The 18891-nt window shown below is 49.0% G+C and carries 11 protein-coding genes; 2 read left to right on the forward strand and 9 right to left on the reverse strand.

Features of this window, described 5'->3' with window-relative positions; all coding sequences use genetic code 11:
- On the reverse strand, positions 1 to 4138 hold a 4138-nt coding region (locus L0156_09710; protein ID MCI0603278.1), incomplete at its 3' end, for an ABC transporter substrate-binding protein.
- A 40-nt stretch (positions 4139 to 4178) separates the two neighbouring features.
- Between L0156_09710 and L0156_09715 the strand changes: the two genes are divergently transcribed.
- The gene (locus L0156_09715; protein ID MCI0603279.1) at positions 4179 to 5309 is read left to right on the forward strand and encodes a hypothetical protein; all 1131 of its coding nucleotides are present in this window, start codon (positions 4179 to 4181) and stop codon (positions 5307 to 5309) included.
- A 50-nt stretch (positions 5310 to 5359) separates the two neighbouring features.
- Here L0156_09715 and L0156_09720 read toward each other — a convergent pair whose 3' ends face one another.
- Positions 5360 to 6520, reverse strand: a complete 1161-nt coding sequence (locus L0156_09720) for an acyl-CoA desaturase (GenBank protein ID MCI0603280.1) — start codon at positions 6518 to 6520, stop codon at positions 5360 to 5362.
- Between the two features lie 59 nt (positions 6521 to 6579).
- Here L0156_09720 and L0156_09725 point away from each other — a divergent pair, with 59 nt between their 5' ends.
- On the forward strand, positions 6580 to 8034 hold the full coding sequence (locus tag L0156_09725) for an alkaline phosphatase family protein (GenBank protein MCI0603281.1): 1455 nt from the start codon (positions 6580 to 6582) through the stop codon (positions 8032 to 8034).
- A gap of 74 nt (positions 8035 to 8108) precedes the next feature.
- On the opposite strand, the gene L0156_09730 is transcribed toward L0156_09725, so the two are convergent.
- The 7 genes from L0156_09730 to L0156_09760 form a co-directional block, all read right to left on the reverse strand.
- Positions 8109 to 10058: a PAS domain S-box protein gene (locus tag L0156_09730; GenBank protein MCI0603282.1), complete on the reverse strand. Its 1950-nt coding sequence runs from the start codon at positions 10056 to 10058 to the stop codon at positions 8109 to 8111.
- Positions 10059 to 10152: 94 nt separating this feature from the next.
- On the reverse strand, positions 10153 to 12753 hold the full coding sequence (locus tag L0156_09735; GenBank protein MCI0603283.1) for a protein kinase: 2601 nt from the start codon (positions 12751 to 12753) through the stop codon (positions 10153 to 10155).
- A 91-nt stretch (positions 12754 to 12844) separates the two neighbouring features.
- Positions 12845 to 13498: a hypothetical protein gene (locus L0156_09740; GenBank protein ID MCI0603284.1), complete on the reverse strand. Its 654-nt coding sequence runs from the start codon at positions 13496 to 13498 to the stop codon at positions 12845 to 12847.
- A 191-nt stretch (positions 13499 to 13689) separates the two neighbouring features.
- The gene (locus L0156_09745) at positions 13690 to 14163 is read right to left on the reverse strand and encodes a nuclear transport factor 2 family protein (protein ID MCI0603285.1); all 474 of its coding nucleotides are present in this window, start codon (positions 14161 to 14163) and stop codon (positions 13690 to 13692) included.
- A 77-nt stretch (positions 14164 to 14240) separates the two neighbouring features.
- Entirely contained in the window at positions 14241 to 14600 is a 360-nt protein-coding gene (locus L0156_09750; GenBank protein MCI0603286.1) for a LytTR family transcriptional regulator, read from the reverse strand.
- Positions 14601 to 14667: 67 nt separating this feature from the next.
- Positions 14668 to 15315, reverse strand: coding sequence for a response regulator transcription factor (locus L0156_09755; GenBank protein MCI0603287.1), 648 nt, complete (start codon positions 15313 to 15315; stop codon positions 14668 to 14670).
- 79 nt (positions 15316 to 15394) lie between these two features.
- Complete coding sequence (locus L0156_09760) at positions 15395 to 18355, reverse strand: histidine kinase (protein ID MCI0603288.1); 2961 nt, start codon at positions 18353 to 18355, stop codon at positions 15395 to 15397.
- Positions 18356 to 18891 lie beyond the last annotated feature (536 nt).

Consider the following 18891-nt stretch of genomic DNA (forward strand, 5'->3'; position numbering starts at 1 on the left):
AAGGGCTTGCCGCGGCGGGTGTTGTGGCTGTTTCCGTCATCATCACTTCTGCATAATTGACGTAAGGGGCTATGCTTCTCAGGACCAGATTCTTGATACGGGGGTTCGCCAGACGAAAATCGATTTCGTGAAACAACGGGAAGAAAGCCGCTGATTCCAGAAGATGTGCTTCAATGTTGCGGTACAGTCGTTCCCGCACACCCACGCGGCTCTCCGCGCGAGCTTCTTCAATCCAGTGGTCGAGCGGCGGCGAACCGATGAAGCTGCTTCGATCCCCCGCCTTCGTATGAAAGAGTGTGTAAGTGAAACTGTCGGGATCATCATATTCAGCAATCCATCTGCCGATCATGAAATCAATCCTTTCGCTGTTGCGCAATGCGTGGAGATAGGATTCCATGGTGGGAGTTTCAATGGAAACCTCCACGCCGATTTCACGCCAGGCTCCGAACAACGTGTTGGTTACGGAAACATAGCGATCCTGAAGAACCGGATGAACGGCGGCCCTCAGCTTCAAGGGAACGAGACCGGAAGATTGAAGAAGCCTTGTGGCTTCTTCAGGTTGCATCGGATAACTCCTCGCTTCCGGGTCATGTCCCAGAATACCTGGTGGGAATAACCCTTCAGCAGGTTGCGCAAAACGTCCCAGCGTTGTTCTGACCAGGTCCTGCTTGCGAATGATACCTGTAAGGGCGCGACGCATTGAAAGATTGCCACCACACGCGCTGAAAATGTTGAACAGGATGAAATAGACATTCTTTTTTGTGGCCTCGGCAAGCGTGGCTCTGAGCGGTCTCTGGCGCAAGAATTCATCAAGCTCTTCCGGTAACAGGTCTCGAACCAGGTCAAACTCGCCCCTTCGGAAGCCCGCTCCAATTCTTGCAGCACTCAAGCTGCCGCAGAACTTCAGGGAATCCAGCAAGGGAATGATGCCTTTCCAGTAATGTTCATTCTTCGTGAGAGTCAAACTCTGTGGTTCGTACGTAGAGATTTGAAAAGGACCTGTTCCGAAGCGCTTGAGTACACCAGCCTCTGTTACCTCTCGAACGATTGCCGTTCTCAATTCCGTCAGCAAAGCGGGATAGACCGGAAGAACCTCCGTTAGTTGGATCTCCAGTTTTTCCGCAGAGAGAATACGAATTCCCGAAACAGTTGTGGCAGAACCGGATAGAAACTCGGGGACTCCACGAATTGCCGCAAACGCCGCGGGGATGTTATACGGAGCCAGCGAAATGGCGCGGCACAATGAATCGCTCACTTCCTCTGCTGTAACCGGGACGCCATCGTGGAAACGTATGTTCTTGCGGATCGAAAGCGTAAAAGTTCCACCGGTGTTATCCCATTTTTCGCACAACCATGGAATGACATTTCCATCCGGATCCATTTTCATGAGCTGTTCGAATACGTTCGCAAGAATCTCCGCTTCTTCATCCAGCTTCAGCTCAACCGGATGGATCGGTTGGATGGAATAAGGAATCGCTATCACCAGAGTGCCGCCTTGATACCGCAGATCTTCTACCTTATTAGAATTCTGGATGCGCTCCATCTCTTCCAGGCAACTCTGGGCCTTCTGGTAGTCGCCGCGCAGATTGCAAACGGTTGCCGCAAGTGAAAGCAACCTGGCAAGGGACGTCATATCTTGAGTCTTTCTGGCATGATTCAAACCGGCTTCGACCCACGCTTGTGTTTCTTCTACTTTCCTTGCGGCCCAGGCTGTTTCCGCTGCCAGAAGAATCGCTTTTGTTAACTGCTGCAACTCACCTTCTTTTTGCAGGATCTGAATCGCTTCTCTCGCTTCCTTTAAAGCTGCATCGAAATTGCTTTTCAACCTGTAAGCACCGGCCAGGATCAGCTTTGCTTCTGCTTCCAGTCCCGTGTCTAAACCGGAATCCTCCTCCAGGTAGTCGACCACCGTCTTCGCCGCGCGAATCGCTTCATCCACGCTGAAAGCATCAAGCGATTTCTGGGCAAGCTTCAAACCGTAGTGAATGATCTTAGGTGGCACATCTCCCTGAACAAAATGGTGAACCAGCTGGGGATAAACGCGCGTTAGTTTTCCCGAACTTCTTTTCTCCAACTCTTCCGCATATTTACGGTGATAAGCTTTCCGTTTGCTTCGCGGCAAACTGGAATACAGCACTTCCCGCAGCACTCCGCTGGTGAAAGCCAGGAGATCGCCACGCGAAAAACGCTCTTCTTCCAAAAAGCCTTTATGGATGAGCTGCTCCAGCACTTCTTCCAGATTGTGCGCGGCAGGAAGCAGCAATTGCAGATCGCGTGAAGAAAAACTCTTTCCCAAAATGGCGGCGGCTGCCAGCAATTCATGCAGTTGCGCGGGCAGCTCACGAAGTCGTTTTTCGACAGTTTGCTGAATCGTTGCCGGAAGGAATTGGCCGCCAATCTCGGTTGCGATAATCCATTTTCCGCCAGCTTCCTGAATGATTCCTCCCGTATCCAGCAAAGAACGAAGCAGTTCCTGTATGAAAAACGGATTTCCTTCCGTGATTTCGTTGATTCTTCTCAGCAGCTGGTCGTCCAGCTGATCGGTTCCTAAAACGGTTTGGACAAAAATACGTTGCTCGCTTAACTGAAACGGTTGCAAATGAAGTGGAAGAAAACGGCGATCCCCTTCAAAGCTGCCAATCATGTGCATCAAGGGATGTCGTTTTTCGACTTCAGTGGTCCGGTAAGTGGCGATAATCATGGTTGGCGTAGGTCCCATCCGGCGAACGATGTACTGAAGGGCATCGGCCGATGCGCCGGCAGAGTGCAGTTCTTCAAACAGCAGCAAAAGCGGCTTCCCCGAGCCGGCGCGAATCATCGCCCGCGCCAAAAGATCGTAAACAGCAGTTGGATCTTTTGATGAGGAATGTGAAACGGGAAAATCCGCGGAGACTGCGCCACGAATCTCACCAATTTCTCCCAGGACAGGAAAAAACGCTCTCAGATCCGTGGCCAGATCAGAAAAATCGATCAACGGTGAAGAGCTTGTGATGGCGCGATATCGGAAGAATTCCTGGATCGCTTCGCAAAAACCTTGATAACGAAATCCGTGTTCTTCTCCTACGAACCTTCCGTGAAGAACTTGAACTTTGCGGGCCCGCGCGAGCATTTCGAATTCCTCCAGCAGCCGGCTTTTTCCGATTCCTTGTTCACCACCGATCACTACAAACTGACATTCTCCAGAAATCGCTGTGCTCAGACGGTGCTGAATTTCTGCCATCTCCTTTTCTCTTCCAACAAACTTCGACCGGTCCGGCGGCTGAAATTCTGTTCCCTGTGGAGTGATCAGGAGCGTTTCTGCTTTGCCAGCACGCTGCAATTTGGTTTTGTAAGTCTCTAAGGATTGCGCAAATGTCTTTGCTCTTGCGGGCCTTTTGTTCGGATCTTTTTGCAGCGCTTCCAAAATGAGATTCTGCAGCTCCTTGTCGATCTGAATTCCTTTTTGACAAGGAGCCAGCGGTACTTCGTGAATGATACGGTAAACAACTTCATGAAAATCGCCCGTAAAAGGTGGTTCACCGGAAATGCATTCGTACAATACTGTTGCGAGCGAATAGATATCACTGCGACCATCGATCTCCGCCTGATAAATTTGTTCGGGACTCAAATAGCAGACCGTGCCCACGAGCTTGCCTGTCAGCGTAAGCCGGTCCTCGGTTGTCACCCTTGCCAGACCGAAATCTGTGAGCCGCGCGCGAATCACACCGAATTCACTTTTTGTCAGCAGAATATTTTCCGGTTTAATGTCCCGGTGAATGACGCCGATCTGATGGCTGTAGTCCAGAGCTTCCGCTACTTGAATGCCAATTTCCAGGGCCTCTCCGATCCGCAACGATCCTTCGGAAAGATAAGCCCGGAGATTTGTGCCCTGAACATACGGCATGATCAGGTACATCATGCCTTCGTGTTCTCCGATGTCGTGAATACCCACGACCGAGGGATGATCCATGCCGGCGATAATGCGCGCTTCTCTCTGGAAACGCTGCACCTGTTCTTCGTTGATCCGACCGGGGGAAATCAGCTTGATGGCGACTTTCCGCTGCAGGACTGTATCCTGAGCCAGGTAGACAACGCCCATCCCGCCTCTTCCGATTTCTTGCAGGATTTCGTAGCGACCGGAAAGGAACTTCCCCAACATCCTCTTTTATTCTATTGTAAATTGTACAATGGCAGTAACTATGAAAGCAGCTTTTGCGTTACTTCTATGGTGTTTTTTCTCCGGCGTCGCCGCATCAGCGGATATGGATCTTGTCTTGAAACATGAGATCCCTTCGAATTGCAGGGAGATGACCATGACAATGATCCACGACGCACAGGGAAAAGATTTTCTTTATGTAGCTTCGAAAGACGGCGGATTGAAAATTTACAACATTCAGCGCGCGCCTGTACTTGTCAAGACCATACCGATACGTCTCTTGCACAATCTGCACGTGATGAATCTTTCGCAAACCGGAGATCATCTTTATCTGGCCTTAGGAAATCATTTTGGTCTCGCAGTCCAAAATCCGGGATTTGCAATTATCGATGTGAGCACTCCCGAAAGCGCATTGGTCGTTTCTGTTTGGAGCGATCCGAAGAGACGAAGCGGCGCAGGGGCTCTGCAAAACGCCGGAATCTACTTGTACCTGGGCGCAATGAAAGATGGACTCATGATTTTTGATATCAGCGACAAGAAAAACATCAAACAGGTTTCGATCTTCGTTCCAGACATTCATTTTCCCGATCGAAGGGCCGACCAGTCGAAAATCAATGCGCGGGGGCTCGATGTCAAAGATGGAATGGTTTACCTGTGCTACGACGCGGGAGGAGTGCGAATCATCGATGTGAAAAACCATGCGCAGCCGCGCGAAGTGGGTAGATATTCGAATCCAGCTTTAAATGGTAGACCGCGCGCTTATAACAATCTGGTAGTGGACGGTTCGTTGCTGTACGTGACCACAGATTATTGCGGATTGGAAGTTCTACAGGTGAATGGATCGGGGATGATTCGACCGGTGAGCTGGTGGAATCCCTGGAAATGCCCGGGTGGCGCTTTGCAATGGTTCAAAAGCGATGGGCATTCGAACGAAATTGCTTTCGACAAACAGAACAAACTCATTTATATGTCCACCGGCAAGAGCGACCTGAATGTGGTGAGTGTCGCGGATCCTGAACGACCCGTGGAAGTTTTCAAATACGGCGGACCGAATAACGGTCTTGGCACATGGGGAGTATCTCGCCACGGAAATGAAATTTATCTCTCCTACATCTGCGCATTCATTCCGTTTCAATCCAACTGGACCGGCGTGAAAATCCTTCGCGAACAGTAGGGGCGACCTTGTAGTCGGGTCAGGTAAAGAGGGCGACCATGAAGAGGGAGCTAAGCCGTTTCAGACAAATTCAGATCTACAGGGGCGCGAGAGCTGCGTCGAAGCGCGCGGCTTACACGGTGGAGATCTTTAAAAATTTCGGCGTAGCTTTGCACGACTCCCGTTTCGTAATAGCGAATCGATTTTTTCCGGCAAAAGTCCTCTACGATTTTCTTTGCAACACGAAGCTTATTTCTTGCCATTCTGGGAAACAAATGGTGTTCAATCTGCAGGTTCAGTCCGCCGAAAAAGAAATCCGTGAGTCGACCACCTTTCACGTTCCGCGCCGTGATCACCTGACGTGTCAAGAAATCCAGATTTGTGTCCTTTTCCAGAATGACCATGCCCATATGGTTCGGCGCAAAAACGAATGCGAGGTAAAGTCCAAATAAGGATTGATGGACCACAATGAAGAGCAGAGCCATCCACAGATCCAGCACTCCGAATATCAGCCAGAAATAGAGAACAAAATGCAAAGCGATCAGAACAGCGTCCACCAGACGATACTTTGATTTACTCCGGAGCAAAAAGCGGACGCTATCGATTCTCATGGCCACCGGATACAAAAACATCATTGGGAGAAACAAAAATGCCTGATATTTCACAAAGATTCGAAGAATTCCTTTTTTACTGAGCGCAGCTTCATTTGAAAATGCAATTACCGAGTAGTCGATGGCCGGGTCATTGGAGACCTGATTCGGTTTGCTATGGTGTTTGTTGTGCGTATCAACCCACCAGAAATAACTTGCGCCCAACAGTACGTTGTTGAGCAAACCGATGAGATGGTTTTTCCAGGGGGATTTGAAAATCTGCCCATGCCCCGCATCATGCGCGATGAATCCGGATTGAGTCGCCACGAATCCCAGGAACACAGCATCGAGTAACCGGAACCATAAATTATCAGTCCAGAATAGTAAGAGGACTCCCGCCGCAAACATCAAAAGATTCAGAGAAATCTGCCGGAAGTAATAGAAGGGCTGCATCACCAGCAACCCGTGGACCTCTATCATCCTTTTGAGTTCAACATAGTGATTCTCACGTGTGGTGGCTGAGTTTTCTGACATCCGAGGAAGCATTTTATCAAAAGTTGGGCGATAGTGGCGGAGAATTTGCCACAATAGGAAAAAAACAATAATACCATGAAATGCGATTCGCTGAATGAAGTCACTCATAGCCGTAACTATACCAAATGCTCTGCAACTACGATTAGCCAGCAACTATAATTAATTGCATGGCTGAACCGCGCCTGGTGATTGTCGGGCAAGCTACCCAAAACAGCGCAAGACTTCTGGCGGTTTTTGATCCGCCACTTCCCTCCGGAAGTGTTGTCCACCTCTTTTCCAGTGCTCCCGGTTACTCAAATCATTCCAGTGCTTTGGCGGTTCCGGCACCACCGTACTCTATTGCTCTTCTTGAGTTAACAGAAGCGCCTGCCAGTTTTGACGGAACGCTTGTTCAGTACTCGGTGGAATCTGAAGGAAATGCTCCCTCGGCGCGGAAACGGGTCTTGAAATTATTGCCTGCAGGAAAGCGTCCTTTGCGCATCGGGTTGCTGAGCTGCAATGGAATATTCCGCGTGACGGATCTAAATCGCCGTTACCTCCTCTGGCGGGAGCTCAAGGAACAGGTCCTTTCGCGCAAGGTCGATTTGTTGATTCACGCGGGCGATCAGATCTACGCAGATTCAATTTACATGCGGCAGGTTGGAAGTGTCGCGGCATCTTCCGGGGAAAAACTCGAGTCTTTAACCTCTGAGTATAGACAAATTTATTTTGATACATGGTGCGCACCTGACATCCAGGGCGTTTTAGAATCCTGTCCATCGTTCATGATGTGGGACGATCATGATATTTACGATGGCTATGGGTCCCACAGCGATGACGCCTCTCCACTTGCTCAGACAATTTTTGCGGCGGCAAAAAAGGCGTTCTGGGAATTTCAGGCGCAGAAAAACCCGGACAGGATCAGTGAACATTCGTTTGCCTTCTCAACCACGATCGGTGATGTGTCTTTGCTGATGCTGGATGGAAGAACCAACCGGATGTGGAAACAAGGAACCGTTGTGGGAAACGGGCAGCTGGCCGATATTGAAAACTGTCTTGACTCACTTGCCAAGCAAAGACCGACGTTTCTTGTAGTCATCACGGCTGTTCCTTTCTTGCATGTGCCTGTTATGTCCTACCTAAAATTACTGGAACGGGTCGAATGGAAAGTCGCCCTGCGAGAAGATTTGCGCGATTCCTGGACGGCCAGCAACAATCAGACTGAAGGACTCAAACTCCTCTCTGCAATTTTCAGATTTATTTCAGAATCGCCGGGCACCAGGGTCCTCTTTTTGTGCGGTGATGTGCATGTCGCCACCGTTGGGGAACTGGAATCGACTCTCCCGGAATTCCGTTTTCCCGATGGTACTCCGATGAAAATCAACCAGGTCGTTTCTTCAGGAATCGGATCTCCTGCGCCCTTTGGAATCGTGCGGCTCGCGCTGGAGTGGGCCGCAAAGGAAAAAGTTTCATTATTGAATGGCGCCTTTCTTGGCCAACTACGGAGATTGTCCAGTCCGGACAAGCGTTTTCTATTGAGCCGGCGCAACTTCGCGATCCTGGAATTTGGTGAAGAAATTCAAATCGAATTCTTTGCCGACTACAAAGGCTCTGTTGCGCGTTTCAAGGAAGCCGTGAAATGAAAAAATCGGTAAAAAAAATGCCAATGCCAACTGTTGAAAAGACTGTCAGAAAGCAGGCGTAAAACATAAACAGATCAAACCGTGGCAGCTTTGACCAGCTCACTAATCTTTTGAAGAATCTTTTGGATTGGCGCAGGCTTCGTCAGAAATGAAGTCCTGGCGTCTGCCTGGAAGCTCACCATATGTTCTGAATAACCCGACATATAGAGTACCGAAAGTTCCGGATGAAAAGAACGCGCCCTTGCGGCTAGATCTGTTCCACTCATTTTGGGCATCATCATGTCAGTTATGAGAATGTTAATCAGCTCTTTTTCTTCTTCTAATAGCTTCAACGCCTTCTGCCCGTCTCCCGCCTCAAGCACTTTGAAGTTATGCAACTCGAGTAGACCTGCCAAAGCGCGTCTCACGACATCGTTATCGTCCACAAGGAGAACCGTAGTGTTCCCGGCAACCAGCGGAAGAGGGGAGCGAGTGCCATCAACTTCCAACGCAGACCCATGAAATTCTCGCGGCAGGTAAATACGAAACGTTGTTCCCTTTTCCATCTCACTATAAACAGTGATATGTCCCGCGCTTTGCTTGACGTTTCCAAAAACAGTGGCCAATCCAAGGCCGGTACCGCGTCCGGATTCTTTTGTGGTAAAGAACGGTTCAAAAATGTGTAACTGCGTCTCTTTATCCATGCCGATACCATTGTCTGCAATCGATAGCATTACGTACTCACCCGGAAGAATATCCGGATAAGTGCTGACATAACCTGCATCAAGCTCGGCATTCGTTGTTTCTATCGAGAGCGTTCCGCCTTGGGGCATTGCATCTCGCGCGTTAACAGCCAGATTTAGAATGACCTGCTCTATCTGACTGCTGTCGGCTTTGATGGAACCAAGGTCTTTATCAAGATGCAACCGCAGCTCGACATCCTGACGAATCAAGCGTCTGAGAATTGGCTCAATACTCTTAACGATGTTGTTTAAGTTTATTATCTTGGGTTCGATCGCCTGTTTCCGGCTGAATGAAAGCAATTGCTTTGTTAAAGAAGCGCCCAAAGCGGCTGCATCATAGATCTCTTGAACCGTGGCACGCACGGGGGTTTCTTCCGAAAGCTGAAGCTTTGCTATTTCACAGTAGCCTGTGATTGCCATCAGGAGATTATTAAAATCGTGAGCGACACCACCCGCCAAATGGCCGAGTGCTTCCATTTTCTGAACTTGCCGCAGCTGCGTTTCCAGCTTGCTCTTCTCTTCTTCCATTCTTCTTTTTTCAGTGACGTCCTGGGCAACAACCAGTACCGCTTTCCGTCTTTCGAAAGTTAAAGTATGAGATGTAATTTCAACATCAATGATTTCTCCTGATTTCCTGCGATGACGCCACCCTCCGGATTTCTTATAATCCGGCCGTCCTTTTGCAATCTCTTCAATGACCCGCATTTGATCGGATTCCGGTCTGATATCCAAAATCTTCATTTGAAGGAATTCGTTTCTTTCATATCCGTATTGCATTATTGCAGCCTCGTTTACTTCAAGAAAGGCCAGATTTTCCAGATCATAGACCCACATGGGAAGGGGATTATTGGCGAAAAGATGTTTAAAGTTTTCTTCGCTTTTCAGGCGATGAAGCTCGGAGTGCCGTAGAGATTCCTCTGCTGTTTTCTGATCTGTTACGTTGAGAATGACGCCCTGGTAAAGAACAGGAGTTCCCGACGCATCGTATACAAAATTCGCTTCATCTCGCACCCAAATTGTTTGTCCGGACCGAGTCAGCATCCGATATTCCGCGCGGAATGGTTCATGCCGTTCCTGGCAAATTTTTTCTTTTGCCCGAACCTCCTGACGGTCGTCTGGATGAACCTGATTGATCCAGCTGTCCGATCTCTGCAGCCATTCGTCAACGGAAAAGCCAAGAATCTGTGCGATCTGAGGACTTACGTAAAGCCATTTACCCGCAATTCCTATTTCGGCAATGTAAGTTATGGCTGGAAGCTGTTCGATGAGACTGCGGTACTGATCCCCGGAAAGCAGATGCACGATATTCTCCCTGCTCCGAAAATGGGAGTCGTATGTTGAAATGATAACCTAATTGGGCTGGCCTGGGCAATCCAACTAGTCGATGCTCTAATTCTTATTTATCGAGCGCAATTTCGGTCAGAAGATTGTTTGCTTTTTCATTTCGGGGCGAGATCTCAAGGATTTTTTTACACTCGTCAACAGCGTCATTCAAACGCTTTTGAATTCTCAGAAATCCGGCGTAATCAAGGCGGTATTCAACATTCTTAGGGTCCAATTCAATTGCCTTGAGGAATGATTCTTCAACGACACGAAGCGAGTGTGGATGATTCGCCATAGAAAGCGCCATCAGGTGGTGATACTTTGCTTCACTCGGATTATTTCTAATCGCTTCCACGCAATGCCGCTCGGCTTCGTAATATCGACCGGATTTGTATTTCTCTTCCGCGAGTTTGAAATGCTTACCGGCTGTCTGGGGATTGAGAACAGGCCCCGGTTCTGTCCATTTACTCTTGCGATCCGAATCTTTAATCTTCTTTTGCGGGGCCTGCGGAGCCGGCGCCTCCGGCTCGGGGACGATCGGAGGAGGTTGAGGAGCCGGTTCCTCGGTTTTGCGCCGGGGCCGGCGTTCCATGGGGGCCGTGTACTTCAACGCCTTCATTTTCTCCAATGCAAATACGGTGCGGCAAATGTTCTCTTCAGAAAAATTCGTTAGAAGCCGAAGCGTTTCGACTGTATTGTTCTCTCCCTCCAAACGGGAAACCAAAAAACTTTCGGCTCGCGGTAGATTCAACATCTCGAGAATTTCATTAGATCCGGGAGCATGAACAATGTACTCATTTCGGGGAACGCGATCACTAATTTTCTCATAGGGAATGACGGCCCGCGCAGCATCGGTCAGAATGTTTGCTATCGAAATCCTGCTGAAAGGATCGTGTTCAATTCGAGTTTCAAGAAATTCTCCTTGAACTTCAGCCCACTGGAATACTTGCATTACCGATTGCCTCATGATTTCACGGTAAGTTGCCTCAAAGTCTTCGGGAGTCATGGCCTGAATGAAAAGCAAGTGGTTTAAGGACTCCTCCAGATCAACGTGCACCGAGGGAATATCTTCTTTTCGCATCAGCTTCCTATCGGCCAACACGGTCCAAGCACTTTCATCCTGTTGTGGCGATTCAAAGCTCACAATTTCCTTTCGCAAGATAAGGAATTGCTTTTCAAGGCGGCCCCATTTCGCTTTCAATATTCCCGTGCTTCCGCTGTTGAATATTTTGGACAGAAGATCAAAGAAATCGTCGCTTTTAATCGCAGGCGTGGCGGCGAGCTTTACCGGTCTCGGAATTTTTAGACGTCGCTGACTGTAGAGTTCAGTCCGAAGCTTTTCCACGTCCGTGATCAGTTCGGGATATTTCTGATAGCGAAGGCCTGGATCCTTCTGCGTCATCTTTTCAATCATCTGGTAGGCCCGTGGGGGAATCTCACCTCCGAGGTTGTCATAGGGAGGAAATGGATCTTCTGCGTGTTTTGCTATCCATTCATAGGGCGTTTCCGCCGAAAAAGGCAAATGACCATAAAGCATCTGATAAAAAGTAATTCCGAGAGAATAGATATCGGTGCGATGATCCGTACGTTCGCCGCGTCCCTGTTCGGGAGACATGTAAAGCGGACTTCCTCTGATGATCTTGGATTCGTCCGGCTTTTCGGGCAATTTTTCCGTGAAGGCAATCCCGAAATCCACAACTTTGATTTGTTGATTTTCATCAAACATAAGATTGCTTGGTTTGATATCTCTGTGCACCACTCCCTTCAAAGAGGCCGCTTCCAGGGCGCGGGAACATTGCAGCAGGATATCGATCGCAGGCAGAAGCTGAATCTTCTTTTTTCTACGGATAAGATTTGCCAATGATCCACCGGGACACCATTGCAGCGCGAAATAGGATTCCCCGTCTTCTTCGGCAAACGTATAGATTTGGGCGATCCCTGGATGATTGAGCGCGGCAATCAACTTTGCTTCGCGGCGGAATCCTTCCAGTGTTTGAGGGGAATCGGACCATTCTTTTGACAAAACTTTGAGGGCTACATAGCGATCCAATCCTTCATCGTAAGCCTTGTAAACCAGACCCATTCCGCCTGTTCCCGCAAGATTCTCCAACCTGTAGATTCCATAATGTGACTTTGTTTCTTGCTTTGGCGTGTCGGCCACAGCCGGGGAAACAACCGGAGGAGTCAACGGGACATGTATGGTCGGAAGAGTCTTTTGCTGAAGGTTTGCAGCGTCATCCGGTTTTTTTTGCCCGGTATCCGAGGGTTGTTCCGCTTTTGTGGCTGCGGATTGCCAGCGGCTCATCCAACCGAGAAAACGACCGACCCGTGTCGCCAGCTCTTCCAGATCAATCGGCTTCACCAGATATTCTTCGGCCCCAAGATTCAAACAGTCCAATCTGTTTTGTAAATCAGACTTGGCGCTCAAAACCATGATCATGATGTCGTTCAAAACAGGATTCTCTTTGATAGTTTTACAAACTTCTTCACCGGACATCCCTTTCATCATCAAGTCCAGGATCATAAGGGAAGGTTTTTGCGAGGCGATGCTTTTTAATGCATCGATGCCATTGGAAACTGTTGTTACGGAATGTCCTTTGTCGCGCAAAACAAGAGCGATGAGGTTCCGAAGTTCCTCGTCATCCTCTACAACCAATACAGTCTGAGCAGCCACAATACAGGATAATATAAATGGACAGCATTAGAGTAGCACAGGCGTCTCGCCTGTGAAGCTCCACACAGGCGGGACGCCTGTGCTACTTTGCTTAACTATGCAGCTCTGTCCAGAGCGATTGCCACGAAGCTTCCAGTATTTTGTTAATCTGATTCCAGTCAGCATCTGTGACGCTTCTTGTTTCCGCCAGTCTACTGCGAAGCAGCATAGCCTCCGCTCTTAGTTGCGCGTGTTGCAGAAACTTTTCGGCGGGCATTCGATAAATTTCCGCCGTCGCCTCGGCAAGCGCGAGTCCCAGGTCTTCCGCCGTATGTTTCTTTCGTTCCCGGTGCACGATCCACCATTCCAATTCGGTCTTTGAAGCCTGTTCTACATCAAACGGTATATCCACGGCTTTCCGGATGGCTTTGAAGTAGCGGACAAGATAGGGCAATGCCTTTTCATAATCCTGTCTGTTGTGCCCTTTCTTGAAAACGAAAGCGGCACGAGTTGCCTGATAGGAAACGGTCATGGAGCGAAAGAAGGGCAAATGATATTGCGTGCGCAGAAGCTCGGAAAGTTGAAGGAAGAGCCGCAGTGGTTTTCGCTCATAGTAAGAACGCCACATTTCTGTTTCGAGTTTCGCGACAACTGAAGGAGCGAACGTTTTCAAACTTCCGTGTCGCGGGGAAAAAAAATCCACGCCAATCCAAACAAAAAAGAGAACGAGCAAAATGATGACTGCGTTCCAGACTCTTCTTTTCACTCTTATTTTTACGTTTCTAGCCTCTCCTTTGGATTAGGGAGCTGTCCGAAAAGTCCGGATTTAGCGGGCTCTAACTGCAGCGCGGGCATCCTGCCCGCAAAGCACTAGTCGAACTCCGATGTTTTTGCGGACTGGAAGTCCGCGCTCCATCTGACTTTTCGGACAGTCTCAGGCGGCTCGCCGGCGGGCCATCAAGGTTCCTTGGGTAGCGGCAACGAAGCCTGGCCAAACACGTATTGCCAGCCCTTCTTTGTCTTCACGTAGATGTCACTGAACCACACCTTTCGCTCGAAGGCTTTGCCTTCCCGTGTTCCTTTAATCCATAGCTTGGCGGTCACAACTGCAGTGTTTTCCCAAACACGGACCCTTTGGGAGTTGTCAATTTCTTTCTGCTGTTCGTACACAATAATTTTGGACCGGGCTTCCTCAAGCTGGTCAGTTTTCGTGTAAACAGTGCCGTTTCCAAGAACCAGAACCATGTCATCAGCCAGAATTCGATCCATGGTGTCCGCGTCGTTGCGCTCAACAGCGGCCTGAAATTCGGTATCCAGGTCCGCGACAATCTTCTCAATCTCGGCAGGCGATTCATCCGATTCAGATATCGCAAATACCTGAGCGATTCCAAATGCAAAAGCCAGAACAGCGAAGAAGAATACTTGTGTCATCTTTACCTCCGAACAAAGTAGAGCGGGCGCCTCGCCTGCGAAACTTAAGCGCAGACGAGACGTCCGCGCTACTTTGCTTATTTAGCAATGGACAGGAAACGCACGCCGGCGGAAATTTGTGCAAATAATCTTTCCCGATAATTCCGGCTCAGGATCAATTCTGTTCCATCTTTCAGCACCGTTCGATATGTCCCGCGGAAACCTGGCTCCATTTGCCGAATGAAATCGAGATTTACGATTGCCGACCGGTTGAGACGGAAAAAATTTTCCGGATCCAGTGCTTCCTCCAGTTGATTCATTTGCGCCTTGATCAACTGACATTCATTTTTCGAATGCAAACGGATGCTGTTTCCTTCTGATTCTATCCAATCTATCTCTTCCGGGTGAATGAATAGAATTCGACCGTCAGATTTTAAGATGATTCGGTTCTGGATCATTTCACACCTCTGCTTCATTGAAGACTAGAAACAGGAATGGCGGAAGTGTCAAAAGAGGTGGCGTTCTCTATGACTTTCGATAGAGATTTGCGGGGTGAACGATGCCTCGCCGGAGCGCCTCAACAATGGCGTGGCTTCTTGAGGTAACTCCCAATTTTTCCAGAACATTGGTGACATGATTTTTTACAGTGCCTTCACTCACATTCAAATCATCGGCGATTTGCTTGTTGGATTTTCCGTCCGCCATTAATTGAACGACTTCCTGTTCTCTGGAAGTCAGGTAATCCTCTGTAATCCGTTCTGCGAGTTTGGAAGCAACTCTTCCCGGCAAATATTTTTTGCCTGCATTGATCTCACGGATTGCATGAAGCAGCTCATCGGGCTCCGAATCCTTTAACAAATAACTCAACGCGCCGGCTTTCAGCGCTCTATAGATATCTTCATTGCCGTCGAAAACGCTTAACACAATAAAACGCGCATCCGGAAATTCAGGACGCAAAGCGGCAATCACTTCCACTCCGCTCTGGTCGGGCAGGGACAGATCGAGAAGCGTAACATCGGGAAGATGCGTACGAAAGAGTTCCATCGCTTGCCTGGCGTCCCTTGCCTGAGCCACGACCGTCATGTCCGGTTCGCGAGAAATCATCGCGGCAAGTCCTTCGCGTACGACAGGATGATCATCAACCACGAGCACTCGTATCTTTTGGGTACTCATAATCGTCAATTCTTGCCTCTGGTAGGGGCAGGCCTTGTGCCTGCCCGCCACGGGCGACCACATGGGTCGCCCCTACTCCTCATGCTGGGACTTGAATCAGGATTTCGGTCCCTTTGCCATTCTGACTGCGAATGGCAAGAGAGCCTCCGATCTTTTCAGCCCTGCTCTGCATTCCGGCTAAACCGAGTCCTTGATCCTGGTCGCTTTTCCATTTTGGACTCTTCAAACCGTGACCGTTATCGCACACACGAAGTTCAATTTGCTCCGGTGCGAAAATCAAATGAATTCCGATTTCGCGCGCATTGCTGTGTTTTAAAGCATTTGAAATTGCTTCTTGAGCGATTCTCAAAAGATTCAATTCTACTTCTTTCGAAAGCGTTCTTGGCGTGCCTTTCAAATTGCATTCCACTTTCACGGTAGCTCCATTTGCCAATTGTTGTGTGAGTTTTGACAGCGCCTGATACAAATCACTGCGTTCCAGCAAAAGCGGATGGAGCGCGCGCACGGATCGCCGCGTTTCCTCCAGACTATCGCGGGCTTGATTCGATGCGTGTTGCAGATGCTGCCTGGCATCCAGCGGCGAATCCCCCAGCACACGTTTCGCCGCGTCGATTTGCACCACAATACCGGCGAGTCCTTGCGCAAGATTATCGTGAAGATCCTGCGCAATTCGATTTCGCTCCTCCAGAATCGCGGCTTCCCGCGCTGTTTCCTGTAACATCGAAGTTCGTTCAACCACTTTCGCTTCCAGAATTGCGTTTTGCTGAACCAGCTGCCGTAATCGAAATCTCGTGATCGCCCATGCAACAACGACAAACCCTATGACGCATGCAACAAGAAACCATCTGGTCTGATAGAAATACGGATTTATGCGAAACGCATAGACCGCTCCCGTTTTGTTCCAGACGCCATCCTTATTCATGGCGATCACGCGAAACTGGTAATCCCCGGGAGGTATGTTGGTGTAGTAAGCGGTCCGGCGCGTTTCCGCTTTCACCCATTTTCTGTCAAATCCTTCCAATTTATATTGGAAGACGATTCCCTCAGGGTCTGCGAAATTGATTCCTGTGTACTGGAATTCCAAGTCTCTCGTTCCCGGCTCAAACTCGTTCCACCGCGACGCATGAACGGATTTGCGATCGGCGCGAACGCTTTCCATTACCACGCGTGGCGCAATTAAGTTTTGTTTCATGCTGTTGGGATCTACGATCGCAAGCCCTTTCACTGTAGGGAACCAGAGAGAACCATCACGCATCTTCCAGCCCGAGTGTTGCGAACCTCCGTTACATTCGGTTTCCTTCATCCCTTCGGATGTGCCAAAGGATTCGCACTGATACGCCCGCATTTCTCCGCGCGCATATGCGTTGAGCTCTTTTCGATTCACGCGGAAAATGCCGTTGTTGGAGCTCAACCAGAGATTGTTTTTTTCATCTTCCAGGATTGCAAAGATCTTGTCATCAAAGAGTCCATTTTGAGTATTGAAAGTTTTGAAGCGCCCTCGTTCAAATCGATTGAGTCCACCACCGATCGTGCCGATCCAGAGCACACCATCGGCATCTTCGTAAATCGGGCCCGTAACATTGTAGGAGAGTCCGTCTTTGACTGTGTACTGTTGAAACCGTCCGTTACTGAATCTGCATAAACCGCCGCCGTAGGTGGAAATCCAGATACTTCCGCGGCGATCTTCAAAAATGTGCCGGATAAAATCATTCCCCAATCCATCTCTGGTTGTGTAGGTCCTGAGCTTTCCATCGTGGTACCGGGCCAATCCTCCACCGTACGTTCCAATCCATACCGCTCCATCTCTCGTAACGAAAAGAGCCCGTATAAAAAGGTTCGGCAACTGCTTCTGTAGCGGGAAAGCCGAAATCTTTCCATTCCTGATCCAGTTCACTCCCTCTCTTGTCCCGACCCACAAAGTGCCTTCGTGATCTTCCGCCATCGTAAACACTTCCGGATCCGACAAACCTTTCAATGGACCAAATTCAGTAAACTGACCGTTCTTGTATTGATACAAGCCATACTCTGAAGTCCCGATCCATTTTGTATTCTTGCTGTCTTCATAAATGGACCAGGTGTAATTGTTTTCCATCAGCGTACGAATGGTCGACTTCCGCGTACGAAATAGTCCGCCTTCGAGAGTTCCGATCCATAGATTTTCTTCTGCATCCGCGTAAATGCTGGTCACAGTTTTACCGCTCAGTTCTCTTTCATAATCGATGAACTTGCCATTTTGGAATCGCTGCAAATTGCATCCCATGCTGCCAACCCACAAGGTCCCATGACGATCCTCATTTAACGCGGTGACGTCGTCGTTCGCCAATCCGTTACGCTTGTCGTAAATTGTGAGTCTTCCATTTTTCATTTGGATCAGGCCGCCCCCTGAAGTCCCGGCCCAAATACTGCCGTCTGTTCCGGTCCGGACGATTCTGATGAGATTACTGGAGAGTCCATCCTCTGTTGTATAAGTTTTGAAAATTCCATTTTTCATTTGAACTAGCCCGCCGTCAGTTCCAATCCAGAGCGTTCCCGCCGGCCCTTCAGCAATGGAACTCACTCTTCGATGCGGAAGAGTATAGAGCTTCAACTTTCCCTCTTTCCACCGGTTCAATCCGCGCATCGTGCAGATCCAGATGCTGTGGTCGCTGGCTTCAAAAACATCGTTCACGATATCGTCTGCAAGTCCTTCATGAGTCGTAATCGTCGCAGGCGAGACGCCCGCGCCACTGCGGGTTACTCCGCCGCCGAAAGTTCCCAGCCACATGTTGTTATCCGATGCTTCGAGAATAGCGGTGAGATAGTTTTGTTTTAATGCGGGAATATTTTTGCGATTAAACAGACTAAAGCGCACGCCATCATAACGAACGAGTCCTTCCTGAGTGGCGAGCCAGAGATAACCATCGCGACTTTGCGTAATGGCGTAAACGGAGTTTTGCGGTAAACCGTTTCCTTTGTTCCAAAAATCCAGAACGGTGTTGTGCAGGTCAACTGCAAATACTCCAGTTGGAATGAGAATCAAGCAAAGAATCAGGAAATACATGAATATCAACCGCCAAGGCGCCAAGTTCGCCAAGAAATATAGAGTTTTATTTCCGGTCTTGGCGTTCTTGGCGTCTTGGCGGTTATGCAAAACCTATGCAACCTGATCCGAAGGAGACCTTCGACAAAAAAGCACGACTGCGTTTCATTTTTTTGTACACTCAGGGAACTTGATTCAATTCGCCGGATTTCGGAACGAACGGGATAAAGCTCCGCAAAATTTTCAAACGAACGCCAAAAAAATGCACCGGCAAAAATCGCGATTCACTTTCAGTCCAACTTCTTGCGATCGAGTTACTCAATTTATCCTCGGACAGCACATGGCAAGGCGCTTGCTTTCAGCCTCCCTGTTCACATCACAAAAGCAATAAACAGGAAAGGAGACAAAATGAAGTGCAAGATTTTGACTTATGTAATGTCGATGGCCTTGCTTGCTCTGTTGGCGGTTCCGGTATGGCCCGCAGCGAAAGCGAATCAACAGGCAACAACGAATTATCAGGTAATCAATCTCGGCACGCTGGGCGGATCGGCCAGCGC

Source organism: bacterium, assembly GCA_022616075.1.
Classification (GTDB): domain Bacteria; phylum Acidobacteriota; class HRBIN11; order JAKEFK01; family JAKEFK01; genus JAKEFK01.